Here is a 13878-nt window from a genome sequence, read left to right on the forward strand (position 1 = left end):
TCCCGGCCTGCCCGCGATCGCGCAGCGAGCCGAGCCGGCCGGCCGCCGCGTCCGCGGTGCAGGCGGCGATATCGTCGAGCAGTTCGGCGGCCGACGGGTAGCGCTCGGCGGCGTTCTTCGCCAGCAGCCGCAGCAGGATCTCGTCGACGCATTCGGGCAGTTCGGGCCGTTGCCGGCGCACCGGCGCCACCGGCTTGGCCAGATGCGCGTGGGACCAGCCCAGCGCGTCGTCGGCCGCGAACAGCGGCTGCCCGAGCAGCAGCTCGCGCAGGATGCAGCCCAGCGAATAGAGATCGGCGCGCGGGCCGGCGAGCGCGTCGAGTCCGGCGAGCCGCTCGGGCGCCGCGTAGGGCAGGCGATCGTGCGACAGCGCGAGCCCGGCTTCGCGGCCCGCCGTGCTGCCGAACTCGCACAGCGCGGCGTGGCCGAGATCGTCGGCCACCAGCAGGCTGTCCGGCGTCAGGCCGCCGTGCGAACGCCCGCGTGCATGCAGCGCGGCCAGCGCGCGGCCGGCCGAGGCGGCCAGGCGCAGGAACTCGCCGATGCCGCCCGGCTGCCGCATGAAGGTGGACAAGGGGCGGCCGCCGGGGTCGCTCAGCAGCAGCGCCGCGCGTGAGCCCACGCGGATCTGCTCGATCGGCACCGCGGCCCAGGCCGGATCGAGATCGCCGCGCAATTCGAATTCCGCGCGCAGCACACGCTGCTCGTGCTCGCCGTCCCGCAGCGCGACGCGCAGCAGATGGCCGGCTCCCGAAGCCGCGGATCGATACAGCGCGCTGCTGCCGGAAGGCAGGGTGATCAGCGCGGGCAGGTCCGATGCGCTCGGCTCGGGAGATGCGATTGGCATGGTGTGCGAAAGAGTCCCGGGGGCGGCCGGCCATGGCGCCGCGTGGTGGCCGGGCTCGGCCGGACGACGACGCAGGCGCTGCGGGGCCGAAGCGGAAAGCTCGGAGCTTAGCGGGTTGGCCGGCCAAGGCAAGGATTCGCGCTGAGACGCTGCGTACAAGGAATTGCACGGGGTGGAGCCGCGTGCCCGGGAGGGCCTGGCCGGCCGCTCGTGCGGCATGCCGTGCCGGTTTTCGCGCGTGCCGGCCGAAGTGCTCGCGGCACTCAGCCCATGCCGAAGCGCTGCGCGTCGGCCAGGTAGGCATTGGCGGGCCGGCGGGTCGGCACCTGCAGCGCGGTGCCGGCCAGGGCCAGCGCGAAGGCGGCGAACCGCGAGACGTCGAGGCGATCGGCGGCCAGTGCCCAGGCGGTGGCCGGCAACAACGCGAGCAGCGCCAGCAACAGTGCCAGCGGGGCCGCCGGATCGTGGCGCCGGGCGGCCCGGGCCAGCGCGGCCAGGACCGCCAGCGCCAGGCCGGCGGCCGACCAGGACAGCGCGGTGTGCATCAGCGTCTCGCTGTAGCCGCGATATTGCAGGATGCCGAGCATCGAGGCCAGCGCGGCCAGCAGGCCGCCGATGCGCTGCAGGAATCCCGCCGAAGGCAGCGAGCGCGGGCTCGGCAGGCCATGCCGGTACCAGGCGCCGGCCAGCAGCCCGGTGATCGCGCCGAGCGCGGCGACGATGCCGATCATGCGGCACTGCATGGCCGCGCCGCCGCCCGAGGCCGCCGCCAGCGAGCAGCCGATGCCGATCGTGGCGATCGCCGCGCCGGCATAACGGCGTGCCGGCGGGCACTCGCCCTGGAACGCGAAGGCGATCAGCAGCAACAGCATCGCCAGCGGCTGGGTGGCGAGCGCCGGCGATTTCAGCGCGGCCGGCAGCGCCATGCCGGCCGGCACGCAGGCGAGGCCGAGATACGCGCCGTTCAGCAGCAGGGTGAGCATCAGTTGCTGCGCGAGCCGGCTGCCGTGCGGCGGGCGCCGGCGCACGCTCCAGGCCAGCGCGGCGACGGCCGCGGCACGCAGCAGCCCGGCCAGCGGTACCCACAGCGCGGCGGGATGGCGTAAGGCGGCTTCGTTGGCGGGCAGCTCCATCGACCAGAGCTGGAGCATCAGGCGGGGCAGATCGATCGTCGTCATCGCTGGATTCCTTGCGGGTTCACGGTGCGACAAGCGTAAGAAGATCGAGCGGCCCGGGCCATTCTACGAACTGGTAAGGATGCCGCGCCCCGGGTGCCTTGCGCATACCAAGGTATGAGGCGGCGATGCCGGGCGGATCGGCCGGCTCACGCGGCCGGCCGTGCCGGCCTGGGGCGGCGTGCGAAGCGCCGCGCCCCGCTCGCGAGGCCCGCGCGCGTCAGCGAGACCGTCCAGCCGACATTCAACGTAGTTGTCCGCGCAACGATCCTGACTCGCGCGCGCGACGCTGTTCGTGCTCGGCCGCCAGCGCGGCGAGGATGAAGCCGCCCACCAGCCCGATGTGCTCGAAGAAGCCGTTGGTGGCGGCGAAGCGGGCCTCGCCCGCCAGCGTCCAGAACGGATTGGCGAGCAGGTTGGCGATCGCGGTGAACACGGCCAGCAGGCCGGCGCCGAACCAGACGAAGCGGCCGGCGATGATCATCAGCGGCCCGGCGATCTCGACCACGATGATCGCGAGCGCCCAGGGCAGGGCCGGATGCAGGCCGAAGTGCTGCATCTCGCGCGCCGCCTGCCCGAGGTCGGACAGCTTCATGCAGGCGCCGACCAGGTAGGGGCCGGTCAGCGCGAGGCGGGCGATCAGCCAGGTATGTGGCCAGTCGAGGATCGCATCGACCCAGGCGGGATCGCTGCGGCCCCAGGGCAGGCGTTTTCGGCCGTGCGGATCGCGGCTCATGGATGGGTTCCCTTGTCAGGTGATGCGGACGATTCGAGCATGATCCGCCCGCATCCGGGCACGGTGGACCGAGGTCCGTGGAGCGGACCTCGGCATTCAGGACAAAGACGACAGGCTAATGTCGATTCGAGGCGCCAGGAAGGCGACGGGTCTGGACGCAGCATCCGGGAATTTGAACGCGCCCCGCCTCGTACCGCGCGACGGCAATCGCGGCTGCTTTGCGAGCCACGTTGTCCGCGATGGAATCGGCTTCTCCGATCCGGCCCGTTCCCGGGTTTATTTGGAAATACTTTCTATATTGGTCCGATTAAGCTGGCCCCTGGCTGGGGCATGTCGAGCGCGAAAGCATGTTCTGCTCGATGCATGCCGGGCCTGTTCAAAGACATTCCGCCTTTCGTCAGGGAGACAAGCAATGAAGGTTTCGAAGCCGATGTTCAAGCTCGCGTGCATCGCGGCATGGTTCGGCGTGGCGGCCGGCGCGGCCCAGGCCGCCGACCTGCTCGACACGGTCAAGCAGGCGGGGGTGCTCAAGATCGCCATGGAAGGCACCTATCCCCCGTTCGATTCGCGCGACGCCAGCGGCAACCTGGTCGGTTTCGACGTCGACGTCGCCAAGGCGGTGGCGGCCCGCCTGGGCGTGAAGCCCGAGTTCATCGCCACCGAATGGAGCGGCATCCTCGCCGGCCTGCAGGCCGGCAAATACGACGTGATCGTCAACGAGGTGACCATCACCCCGCCGCGCAAGCAGGCGCTCGACTTCAGCCAGCCCTATGTCTATTCGGCGGCCCAGCTGATCCAGCGCGCCAATGACGACCGGCGGTTCGGCAGCCTGCAGGAATTCAAGGGCGACAAGAAGCTCGGCGTGACGCTCGGCACCAACTACGACGCGATGGCACGCGCGGTGCCCGGCATCAACGCGCAGACCTATCCCGGCGCGCCGGAGAAGCTGAGCGACCTGGTCAACCGCCGCATCGACGCCACGCTCGACGACCGCCTGATGATCCCGTACCTGCTCAAGACCACCCAGCTGCCCTTGCGCGCCGGCGCCGTGGTGCCCGGCGGCGGCCAGGAGATGGGCATTCCGTTCCGCAAGGGCAACCCGAAGTTCGCCAAGGCGCTCGACGACGCCATCAGCGCCATGAAGCAGGACGGCACGCTCAGGAAGATCTCGATGCAGTGGTTCGGCGTCGATACCTCGGTGCCGGCGGCGAACTGATCGGCACGAAGCGTCGTCCCGCTGCCGGAAGCGCGGCGACCTTCGTTCGGCCCGTGCCGTCACGAACTCGATCGACTCCTTATACTGGCGCGTCCCCATTCTCCTGACGCGCGATGTCGATCAAGCGGATTCTGGTTTCTTGTCTGGCGATTGCCGCCGCGGCCTACCTGGCCGCGGCGGCGGCGCTCTACCTGCTGCAGGACCGCATGCTGCTGCCGGCCACGCCGCCCGCGGTCGATCCCACCAGCGTTTCGCATCCGGGCGAGCGCGTCGAGCCCTGGCAGGTCGATGGGCAATACGCCGGCTACCTCGTCACGCCCGAGCGCGCCGCGCCGCGCGGTAGCGTGATCGTCTATCACGGCAACGAGGAATCGGCCGAAACCAAGCTGCCGCTGGCCGAGATCTTCGTGCGTGCCGGCTATCGCGTGGTGATCGCCGAGTACCCGGGCCATGGCCGGCGCGCCGGCGCGCGCACCATGCGCGCCGCGCTCGGAGCCTCGCGCGAGACGCTGGCGGCCACGCTGGCGCGCTGGCCGGGCGCGGTCTGGCTGGTGGGCGAATCGCTCGGCGCGGGCATGGCGGCGCGCGTGGTGCAGGGCAGCGAGGATGCGCTGGCCGGCGTGGCGCTGATCACGCCCTGGGACACGCTCGCCTCGGTGGCGGGGGAGAAGTACCCGATGTTCCCGGTGCGCTGGATGCTGCACGATGGTTTCGACTCGATCGCGGCGCTGTCGGCCTATCGCGGGCCGCTGGTGGTGATCGGCTCGGTGCGCGACACGCTGATCCCGGTGGCGCATGCCGAGCGGCTGGCGAGCCTGCATCCGGGCAGCCGGCTGATGCTGCTGCCCGAGGCGAATCACGACGACTGGTTCGAGGCCATGACGGCGCCGCGCTGGCAGCAGGTGCTGCGCTGGATGGGGGCGGCTTGATGCGCGGTGGTCGAACGATGGCCGTCGCCGAGCCGAAGCCGTGTTCGTCGATGCGAGGCGGCGCGAGCTGATGCCGCTCGGCCGTCCGGCCGCCCGGCCGCTTGCTGCGACCGGGCGATCGGGCGATCAGGGATCGACCACGCCCGCGCAGGCATCGGTCGGCAAGGCGGCCAGGTGGCCGACCAGCGGCACGGCCTTCAGTCCCGCCGAGGCGACCCGGCAGGGTGCCGCGGCCAGCCCGCAGCCGCCCAGCGCGAGACACAGCGCGCCGCATCCGATCCATCCCGTCGCTCTCGTATGCCACGCCCGCCACGCGGCGCCGCGATGCTTCCCTTCGTCTGCTTGTTCCATGAGGCTCCCTGGCTGGATGGCGCCCCGATCGCCGGGCATGCCGGGCAGGGCGGTCGGCTCGTGCTGGCGAGCCGGCAGGGAGGAAGTCTAGGCAGGGCTCGGCGGTCGGTCTGTGTCGAAATTGTGGCGAATCCGTGTTCGATCATGCGCGGATGTTGCCATCCGTGACGCCGATGGTTCACCGCGCCGGCGCCGCGTCGTCCTGCGCCAGCGTCTGCGCCACCAGCCGGCGGAACCAGCGATGCCCGGCGTCGTTGTGGTGGCGCGCGTGCCAGAACTGCTGCACGGTCAGGTCCGGCAGCTCGATCGGCAGCGGGAACACGTCCACATGGGCCAGCCGCGCGAACAGGGCCGCCAGTTCGTCGGGAATCGCCGCGATGTAGTCCGAATTCGCCACCAGGCTGGGCACCGCCAGCAGGTAGGGCACGTCCACGCCCACCTTCAGGCGCGCGCCGTGGCGGCGCAGCTCCTTCTCCAGCAACTGGTTGGTGAGCGCCAGCGTGCCGGCCACCACGTGCTTGCGCTCGACGAATTCCGCCAGCGTCATGCCTCGCTTGCGGCGCGTCGTGCCGCCCTTGACGATCCCCACCAGCGAGCGCCGGAACAGCGGCTGCTGGTGCAGGTTGTCGCCCAGCCTGCCGAGATAGCCGATCGCCAGGTCCAGCGCGCCGTCCTGCAGCGCCCCCGCCAGCTCCGGCGAAGGCAGCTGGATCGGCTTGAGCACGGCGCCCGGCGCGCGCTCGTGGAAGGCCGCGAGCAGGCGCGGCAGCAGCACGATCACGCCCATGTCGCTCAAGCAGACCGAAAAGCTGCGGGTGGTGGTGGCCGCGTCGAAAGCCTTGGCACTCCATATTTCCTCCTGCACCACCGCCAGCACGTGCTCGACCCCCTTCAGCAGCCGCTCGCCCACGGCGGTGGGCGCCATCACCGGGCCCGCCCGCACGAACAGGTCGTCCTGGAACAGCACCCGCAGCTTGCCCAGCGCATGGCTGACGGCGGGCTGGGTCAGGCCGAGGCGGTCGGCGGCGCGCGACACGCTGCGCTCCTCGGCAAGCGCCTGCAGCACGTACAGGAAGTTCAGGTCGGGCGTGTTCATGTATGCATCCGATTCATTCTGGATATGAAATTCATTGTATGGATTTATAGAGGCCAGGAGATTAATTTTGCATCCGGCTTCGAAAAAACAGGAGACGGAAGTGCTGGATTGCGATGTGATCATCGTCGGCGGCGGCCCGGTGGGGCTGTTCCTCGCCGCCGAACTGGGGCAGCGGGGCGTGAGCGTCGAGCTGTTCGACGCCAAGGACGGCACCAGCCGCCATCCCGCCGCGAATGCCAATAGCGCTAGGACCATGGAGCACTTCCGGCGCATCGGCATCGCCTCGCGGGTGCGCTCGCTGGGCCTGCCCGCCGACTACGCGCCCGACATCGCCTACTTCACCTCGATCGCCGGGCACGAACTGGCGCGGCTGCCTCAGCCCACCTCGCGCGAGGCGGTCGAATGGGCCAGGGGACACGCCTTCACCTGGCCGACGCCGGAGCCGCCGCATCGCTGCTCGCAGCTCTACGTCGAGCCGGTGCTGCTCGAGGCGGCGCGCAGCCATGCCGCTTGCCGCGTGCATTTCTCCTCGCGCGTGGTCGGCTTCGAACAGCACGAGGATCGCGTGCTGGCGACGGTCGAGCTCGACGCCGTGGAAGGCCGCGAGGCCGCCGCGCGCACCGTGAGCGCGCGCTACCTGATCGGTTGCGACGGCCCGCGCAGCTTCGTGCGCAAGTCGCTCGGCATCCGCTTCGAGGGCATGGCCGGCGAGCGGCGCGAATTCATGGGCGGGCAGATGGATGCCGTGTACTTCCATGCGCCGGAACTCTATCGCGCGAGCCGCCGCCCGCCGGCCTGGCAGTACTGGACCTTCGGCCCGCGGCAGCGCGCGCTGGTGATCGCCGTCGACGGCGCCGGGGATTTCATCATGAACGTGCAACTGCGCGACGGCGAGGCGGCCGATGCGCAGGACGTGCGTGCCCGCATCGCCGAGGCGATCGGGGCCGAGGTGCCCTTCGAGCTCAAGAGCCGCTCGACCTGGACGGCGGGCTTCGCGCTGGTGGCCGAGCGTTTCTCCGAGCGGCGGATCTTCCTGGCCGGCGACGCGGCGCACCTGTTCACGCCGACCGGCGGCCTGGGCTACAACACCGGCATCGACGATGCCGCCAACCTCGCCTGGAAGCTCGAGGCGATGGTCAAGGGCCTGGCCGGCGAGGCGCTCGGCGCGAGCTACGAGGCGGAACGGCGCCCGGCCGCGCTGCGCAACACCGCCTTCGCGCGCGGTTTCGCCGACGGCATCGGCCATGTGAGCCTGCCCGCGGCCGCCTATGAAGCGAGCGCCGCCGGCGAGGCCGCGCGCGCCGCGATCGGCGAGTACCTCGCGTTCCATGCCAGGGCCGAATTCGTGATTCCGGGCGTGCACCTGGGCACGCGCTACGAGGCTTCGCCGCTGGTCGAGGCCGAGCCGGGCGCGGCGCCGCCCGACGCGGCCAATCTCTACCTGCCGAGCGCGCGCGCCGGGCATCGCGCGCCGCACGTCTGGCTGGCCGACGGCGCCTCGCTCTACGACCGCCTCGGCCCGGGCTTCACCCTGCTCTGCACCGGCGCCGAGGGCGCGGCCTTCGATTCGCAGGCGGTGCAGCGGGCCGCGCGCGCGCTGCCGCAACTCGCGGTGCTGCGGCTCGACGACGAAGCGGAGCTCGCGCAGGCCTACCAGGCCCGCTATGTGTTGATCCGCCCCGACCAGCACGTGGCCTGGCGCGGCCGCGCGCTAGATGGTGGTTTCGAGGCGGCGGCCTGGCGCAGCGTCGGCCATGCGCGGCGGCAGGAGGCGGCCCACGCCATGCAGTGAGCAGTCTTAACCAAAGGTTCGCGGCCGCTCGACGGAAACGACGAACCCCGACAAGCAGGAGACAAGACCATGCAAGCGCAATCCGTATCACCGCCGGGCGCCGTCGAGGCCGCGAAGGCTTCCTCGCTGCCCCTGCTCACGCTCGTGCTGTGCTTCCTCGTGGTGGCGGCCGACGGCTTCGACGTCGCCTCGGTCGGCTACGTCGCGCCGCTGCTGAAATCGGCCTGGGCGCTGACGCCCGCCCAGCTCGGCCCGATCTTCGGCGCGGGGCTGTTCGGCCTCACGGTGGGCAGCTTCCTGTTCGGGCCGCTGGCCGACCGCGTCGGCCGCAAGCGCGTGATCGCGATCTCGCTCCTGCTGTTCGGCCTGGGCAGCCTGGCCTGCGCCTTCGCGCCCGGCGCGGGCTGGCTGGTCGCGCTGCGCTTCCTGACCGGCGCGGGGCTCGGCGGGGCGATGCCCAACGCGATCACGCTCTCCTCGGAATTCAGCCCGGCGAAGGGCCGCGCAATGCGCGTCACGCTGATGTTCTGTGGCTTCACGCTTGGCCTCGCGGGCGGCGGCCTGGTCGCCTCGCTGCTGCTGCCGAGCTTCGGCTGGCAGGGCGTGTTCGTGTTCGGCGGCCTGTTCCCGCTGCTGCTGGTGCCGGTGATCTGGATCTGGCTGCCCGAATCGCTGCGCTTCATGGCGGGCAAGCCGCGCCACGAAGCGGAGGCGCGCCGCGTGATCGCGCGCCTGAGCGGCGATGCGAACACGCCGATCGAACGGCTGGTGCCCGAAGGCGAGCAGGCCGACAGCCGTGCCGGAAACGCGATCGGCCTGCTGTTCTCGCCGCGCTATCGAACCGGCACCTGGCTGCTCTGGCTGGCCTTCTTCTGCACCTTGTGGGTCTATTACCAGGTCAGCAGCTGGCTGCCCACGGTGATCACCGGCGCGGGCATCAGCGCCTCGCACGCGGCTCGCGTCGGCGCCATGCTGCCGCTGGGCGGCACCCTCGGCTCGCTCGTCAACGCGCGCCTGATGGACCGCATGAACCCCTTCTTCGTGCTGAGCGGCTCGTATGCGATCGCCGCCGTGGCGGTCGCCCTGATCGGCGGCGCGATCGGCCATCCCGCGCTGGTCTACCTGACGGTGTTCATGGCCGGCTTCGGGCTGTCCGGCGCGCAGACCGGCGCGAACGTGCTGGTGGCCGGCTTCTACGCCACCGCGGCGCGCGCCACCGGCGTGAGCTGGGCGCTCGGCGTGGGCCGCATCGGCTCGATCATCGGCTCGATGACGGGCGGCCTGCTGCTGGTCGAGCTCCCTGCGCCGACGGCGGCCTTCGCGGTGTTCGCCGCGCCGGTGGTGGTGGCCGGCCTCGCCATGTTCGCCACCGGCTGGCTCTACCGGGCAGGTGGCCCGGACGGCGCGGGGCGGGCATGACGGAACTTTTCAATCTCTTTGCAACGAGGATGTGGATATGCGCTTGGTGAATTTCATGATGGATGGACGTGCCACGCTCGGCGTGCGCGATGGCGACGCGGTGCGCGTGCTCGGCCACGAGACGCTTGAGGCGCTGCTGGCGCGCGGCGTCGACCTGGCCGAGTGGGCCAGCGCCCAGGACGATGGGCGCCGGCTGCCGGTGGACGGCCTGCACTGGCTGCCGCCGCTGCGGCATCCACCGAAGATCCTCTGCGTCGGCCTCAACTTCGCCGACCACACCAGGGAGAGCAACTACGAGCAGCCGGCCTATCCGACGCTGTTCCTGCGCGTCGATACCAGCCTGGTGGCGCACGGGCAGCCGATGATCCGCCCGGCCGTGAGCGATTCCGAGGGCCTCGATTTCGAGGGCGAGATCGCCGTAGTGCTGGGCCGGGGCGGGCGCCATATCGCCAGGGAGCGGGCCCTCGATTGCGTGGCGGGTTACGCGCTGTTCAACGACGGCTCGGTGCGCGAGTACCAGTTCAAGACGCCCCAATGGACCGTCGGCAAGAACTTCGACGCCACCGGCGCCTTCGGCCCGGAACTGATCACGCCCGACGAACTGCCGCCCGGCATCAAGGGGCTGCGGCTGGAAACGCGGCTGAACGGCGAGCTGGTGCAGTCGGCCAGCACCGACGACCTGGTGTTCGACGTCGCCACGCTGATCAGCATCATCAGCGAGGCGATCACCCTGGAGCCCGGCGACGTGATCGTCTCGGGCACGCCTTCGGGGATCGGCTGGGCGCGCACGCCACGGCTGCTGATGAAGGCCGGCGACGTCTGCGAGGTCAGCGTCGAGAGCATGGGCACCCTGCGCAATCCGATCGCGGACGAAGCGGCCCGCTGAGGGCGAGAACGGGGACATCGACACCGGCATCGAACCAGAGCATCGAACCCGATGCATCGAACCAGGACAGGAGACATCATGAGCGAACCGGTAGCGCCGTCGGCCCAAGCCGGCGTGCATTCGATCGATCACTTCGCCTTGAACGTGCCATCGATCGACGAGGCCGAGCGTTTCTACACCCGCTTTGGCCTGGACGTGCGCCGCGCCGGCGCGCGGGGCGAGGAACTCGAACTGCGCGCCGGCGACGGCTGGCGTTGGGCGCGCGTGCTGCCCGCCGCGCGCAAGTCGCTGGCCTACCTGAGCTTCAACTGCTACGAAGCCGACCTCGACGCGCTGCTGGCGCAGACGCGGGCGGCGGGAGGCAGGCTGACGACGGGCGAGGGGCCGGGATTCTGGTTCCACGATCCCGACGGCAACCTGGTCGAGGTGAAGCCCGGCCCCAAGACCAGCCCCGCGTCGAAGGTCCCTCACTCGGTACCGGGCACGCCGGCCGACCGGCGCGGCAACTGCACGCACGCCGAGGTCCGGCAGGTGCGCCCGGGGCGCCTCTCGCACGTGCTGCTGTTCTCGCCCGACGTGTCGCGCGCGCTGGATTTCCACGGGCGCGCGCTGGGCCTGCGCCTGTCCGACCGCTCGCTCGACCTGATCGCCTTCACGCATGCCCCGCACGGCAGCGACCACCACCTGCTGGCATTCGCCAAGAGCAGCGCGCGCGGCTGGCATCACGCCGCCTGGGACGTCGAGGACGTCAACCGCGTGGGCGAGGGCGCGGCGCAAATGGCGGCGGCCGGCTACACGCGCGGCTGGGGCACCGGGCGGCACGTGCTCGGCTCGAACTATTTCCACTACGTCGAGGATCCCTGGGGCTCGTTCTGCGAGTACTCGGCCGACATCGACTATGTCTCGGCGGGACAGGCGTGGCCCGCCGGCGATTTCGACCCGGAGGATTCGCTCTATATGTGGGGGCCGGCAGTCCCCGAGAACTTCACTCGAAACAGCGAGGTGTGACGCTCATCATCGCTGTTCGCGCGGGACCCAAAAAAACCACATGAATGGACGGAGACATGAAGTGCACAAGGATGATGGCGGCCGGCGCGCTCGCGCTGGGCTGCGGGAGCGCCTGCGCGCAAGGCAGCGTGACGCTGTACGGCATACTCGATACGGGCCTGGAGTTCGTCACGCATGCCGGGCCGAGCGGCAAGAGCCTGGTGCGGATGCCCGGCATCACCGGCTCGGTGCCCTCGCGCTGGGGCCTGCGCGGCACCGAGGACCTGGGCGGAGGTTATTCGGCGAGCTTCGTGCTCGAGGACGGCTTCAACCTGCGCGGCGGCGACCTCAACCAGGGCGGCCGCCTGTTCGGCCGGCAGGCCTGGGTCGGCCTGGCGAATCGCTACGGCACGCTCAGCTTCGGGCGGCAATACACCATGTCGTTCTGGGCGATCGTCGATGCCGACGCGCTGGGGCCCGACATCTACGGCGGCGTCGGCTCGATCGATTCGTACATCCCCAACGCGCGCAGCGACAACACCATCGCCTACAAGGGCAGCTTCGGCGGCGTGACGCTGGGCGCGACCTATTCGTTCGGGCGCGATTCGGCCGGCACCGGCAACTCGCCGGGGCAGGGCACCTGCGCGGGATCGATCCCGGGGGATTTCAACGCGTGCCGTCAATGGTCAGTACTCCTGCGGTACGACGCCGGCAGCTTCGGGGTGGCGGCGGCCTACGACGAGCAGCGCGGCGGCCCCGGCGCGGCTGCCAACCTGTTCAACGGCAGCGCCGCGATCCCGCTCACCCATAGCGGCGACAAGGATGCGCGCACCCAGTTGAACGGCTATCTCAAGCTCGGGCCGGTGAAGCTCGGCGGCGGCTGGCTGGGGCGGCGCGTGATGGTCGGCACGCCGGGGCTGCAGGGCGTGCATACCGACATCTTCTACCTGAGCGGAACCTGGTTCGTGACGCCGACGGTGATCCTCGACGGCGGCGCCTATCGCACCATCGACACGGCCCAGGACACGCGTGCCACGCTGGCCGCGCTGCGCGGCACCTACCTGCTGTCCAAGCGCAGCAGCGTGTACCTGCAAAGCGGCTACGTGTTCAACAGCGCGAGGGCGCGCTACACGCTGAGCCAGGGCGGGCCCGGCAGCACGCCCAATGCCGGCGTCGGCCAGCTCGGCATCATGGCGGGAATTCGGCATTCGTTCTGAGCCGGAACCTAGGCGTCGGCGGCTCGGCCGGCGGTTGCCCGGCGCGCCGCCTTCACCGTTCACCGCGGAATCACCCGCTCCTGCCTGAGCCGCTCGAACAGCGCGAAGAACGCATCGGGCGTGCTCTGGTAATCGAGGAAGCCCGCCTTGCGGCTCTTGCTCATGTCGGTCAGCACTTCCATCGGGCGGCCGAGATCGGCATCGGTATGCCACCACGAGGCCAGCTTGCCGAGCTCCGGCTCGCGCAACTGGAAGCGGGCGGCGATCTCGCTCCACGCCGCTCCGGCATCGCCCATGCGCGCCTCCAGCGGACGCGGTTGCCCGTCGAAGGGCACCGCCTCGATGCCGAAATAGCCGGCCAGTTGCGACCACATCCATTTCCAGCGGAACACGTCGCCATTGACGACGTTGAAGGCCTCGTCACGCGCGTTGTCGGAATCGGCCGCCCATTCCAGGTGGCGGGCCAGCAGCCGCGCGTCGGTCATGTCGGTCAGGCCGTTCCATTGCGCCTCGGAACCGGGGAACCGGAAGGGCTGGCCGGTCTCCCGGCACAGCGTGGCATAGACGGCCAGCGTCACGCCCATGTTCATCGCATTGCCGATCGCGTGGCCGATGATGGTGTGCGGGCGATGCACGCTCCAGCTGAATCCATGGCGCCGCGCGGCCTCGAACAGCCGGTCTTCCTGCTCGTAGTAGAAGTTGTCCACGGGCTGCCGGCCCTGTTCCTCGCGAAACGGCGTGAGCGGCACGGCGCCCGTCGCATAGGCCTCGAAGGGGCCGAGATAGTGCTTCAGGCCCGTCACCAGCGCGGCATGCTCGACGCTGCCCGAAGGCCCCACGGCATCCAGCACGTGACGCACCATCGCGCCGTTGACGCGGATATTCTCCTTCTCGGTGGCCTGGCGGGCCCAGGCCGTGAAGAACACATGGCTGAAGCTGCGGCCCGCCAGCGCCGCCTGCACCGAAGCCGCGTCGCCGAGGTCGGCCACGATCGGCTCGATGTCGGGCGAGACGGCCGTGCGCCCGCGCGACAGGCCCGCCACCTGCCAGCCGCTCGAACGCAGCTGGTCGGCCAGGTTGCCGCCGACGATGCCGCTCGCACCAATGATGAGTGCCCGTTTTTCCATGGAATGAAGCCTCGGATGAGAAGGGTTGATCGAGCCGGCCGCTGCCGCGTTCCGGCGCGCCATCTATAATCGCGCGCTGCGCTCGGGTGATGGGGCACCG

At 70.5% G+C, this 13878-nt stretch carries 12 protein-coding genes and 1 pseudogene; 7 read left to right on the top strand and 6 right to left on the bottom strand.

Annotated elements, in window-relative coordinates:
- The 3 genes and pseudogenes from F3J18_RS22230 to F3J18_RS22240 form a co-directional block, all read right to left on the bottom strand.
- Positions 1-847 (bottom strand): annotated as a pseudogene (locus F3J18_RS22230) (hypothetical protein); the annotation flags it as partial.
- Positions 848-1110: 263 nt separating this feature from the next.
- Complete coding sequence (locus tag F3J18_RS22235; RefSeq protein WP_166914233.1) at positions 1111-2025, bottom strand: hypothetical protein; 915 nt, start codon at positions 2023-2025, stop codon at positions 1111-1113.
- Between the two features lie 241 nt (positions 2026-2266).
- Positions 2267-2758 carry a DoxX family protein gene (locus F3J18_RS22240; RefSeq protein WP_046578248.1) on the bottom strand — a complete coding sequence of 164 codons (492 nt, stop codon included), beginning with the start codon at positions 2756-2758 and terminating at the stop codon, positions 2267-2269.
- Positions 2759-3170: 412 nt separating this feature from the next.
- On the opposite strand from F3J18_RS22240, the gene F3J18_RS22245 reads away from it, so the two are divergent.
- Together F3J18_RS22245 and F3J18_RS22250 are read left to right on the top strand one after the other, a co-directional pair.
- Positions 3171-3974, top strand: coding sequence for a transporter substrate-binding domain-containing protein (locus F3J18_RS22245; RefSeq protein WP_025097175.1), 804 nt, complete (start codon positions 3171-3173; stop codon positions 3972-3974).
- A 113-nt stretch (positions 3975-4087) separates the two neighbouring features.
- Positions 4088-4903, top strand: coding sequence for an alpha/beta hydrolase (locus F3J18_RS22250; RefSeq protein WP_166914235.1), 816 nt, complete (start codon positions 4088-4090; stop codon positions 4901-4903).
- Between the two features lie 126 nt (positions 4904-5029).
- Here F3J18_RS22250 and F3J18_RS22255 read toward each other — a convergent pair whose 3' ends face one another.
- Complete coding sequence (locus tag F3J18_RS22255; RefSeq protein ID WP_345791226.1) at positions 5030-5182, bottom strand: DUF6726 family protein; 153 nt, start codon at positions 5180-5182, stop codon at positions 5030-5032.
- A 250-nt stretch (positions 5183-5432) separates the two neighbouring features.
- A complete protein-coding gene (locus tag F3J18_RS22260) occupies positions 5433-6350 on the bottom strand; it encodes a LysR family transcriptional regulator (RefSeq protein ID WP_036055773.1) in 918 nt (305 codons plus the stop codon).
- 100 nt (positions 6351-6450) lie between these two features.
- Between F3J18_RS22260 and F3J18_RS22265 the strand changes: the two genes are divergently transcribed.
- The 5 genes from F3J18_RS22265 (at position 6451) to F3J18_RS22285 (ending at position 12651) form a co-directional block, all read left to right on the top strand.
- Entirely contained in the window at positions 6451-8142 is a 1692-nt protein-coding gene (locus F3J18_RS22265; RefSeq protein ID WP_166914237.1) for an FAD-dependent monooxygenase, read from the top strand.
- Positions 8143-8211: 69 nt separating this feature from the next.
- Positions 8212-9561 (top strand): MFS transporter, encoded by a 1350-nt coding sequence (locus tag F3J18_RS22270; protein ID WP_166914239.1) that lies wholly within the window; start codon positions 8212-8214, stop codon positions 9559-9561.
- A gap of 37 nt (positions 9562-9598) precedes the next feature.
- A complete protein-coding gene (locus F3J18_RS22275) occupies positions 9599-10447 on the top strand; it encodes a fumarylacetoacetate hydrolase family protein (RefSeq protein WP_166914241.1) in 849 nt (282 codons plus the stop codon).
- A 78-nt stretch (positions 10448-10525) separates the two neighbouring features.
- Complete coding sequence (locus tag F3J18_RS22280; RefSeq protein ID WP_166914243.1) at positions 10526-11455, top strand: VOC family protein; 930 nt, start codon at positions 10526-10528, stop codon at positions 11453-11455.
- A gap of 56 nt (positions 11456-11511) precedes the next feature.
- Entirely contained in the window at positions 11512-12651 is a 1140-nt protein-coding gene (locus tag F3J18_RS22285) for a porin (protein ID WP_166914245.1), read from the top strand.
- Positions 12652-12710: 59 nt separating this feature from the next.
- Here the strand turns inward: F3J18_RS22285 and F3J18_RS22290 are convergent, their stop codons facing one another.
- On the bottom strand, positions 12711-13778 hold the full coding sequence (locus F3J18_RS22290; protein WP_166914246.1) for an SDR family oxidoreductase: 1068 nt from the start codon (positions 13776-13778) through the stop codon (positions 12711-12713).
- Between the last annotated feature and the right edge of the window lie 100 nt (positions 13779-13878).

It is taken from the genome of Burkholderia sp. Ax-1720, from assembly GCF_011753035.1.
GTDB lineage: Bacteria > Pseudomonadota > Gammaproteobacteria > Burkholderiales > Burkholderiaceae > Burkholderia > Burkholderia gladioli.

Coding starts and splice junctions, on each gene's coding strand:
- F3J18_RS22235 (WP_166914233.1), bottom strand. CDS start 2,025: ATGACGACGATCGATCTGCCCCGCCTGATGCTCCAGCTCTGGTCGATG.
- F3J18_RS22240 (WP_046578248.1), bottom strand. CDS start 2,758: ATGAGCCGCGATCCGCACGGCCGAAAACGCCTGCCCTGGGGCCGCAGC.
- F3J18_RS22245 (WP_025097175.1), top strand. CDS start 3,171: ATGAAGGTTTCGAAGCCGATGTTCAAGCTCGCGTGCATCGCGGCATGG.
- F3J18_RS22250 (WP_166914235.1), top strand. CDS start 4,088: ATGTCGATCAAGCGGATTCTGGTTTCTTGTCTGGCGATTGCCGCCGCG.
- F3J18_RS22260 (WP_036055773.1), bottom strand. CDS start 6,350: ATGAACACGCCCGACCTGAACTTCCTGTACGTGCTGCAGGCGCTTGCC.
- F3J18_RS22270 (WP_166914239.1), top strand. CDS start 8,212: ATGCAAGCGCAATCCGTATCACCGCCGGGCGCCGTCGAGGCCGCGAAG.
- F3J18_RS22275 (WP_166914241.1), top strand. CDS start 9,599: ATGCGCTTGGTGAATTTCATGATGGATGGACGTGCCACGCTCGGCGTG.
- F3J18_RS22280 (WP_166914243.1), top strand. CDS start 10,526: ATGAGCGAACCGGTAGCGCCGTCGGCCCAAGCCGGCGTGCATTCGATC.
- F3J18_RS22285 (WP_166914245.1), top strand. CDS start 11,512: ATGAAGTGCACAAGGATGATGGCGGCCGGCGCGCTCGCGCTGGGCTGC.
- F3J18_RS22290 (WP_166914246.1), bottom strand. CDS start 13,778: ATGGAAAAACGGGCACTCATCATTGGTGCGAGCGGCATCGTCGGCGGC.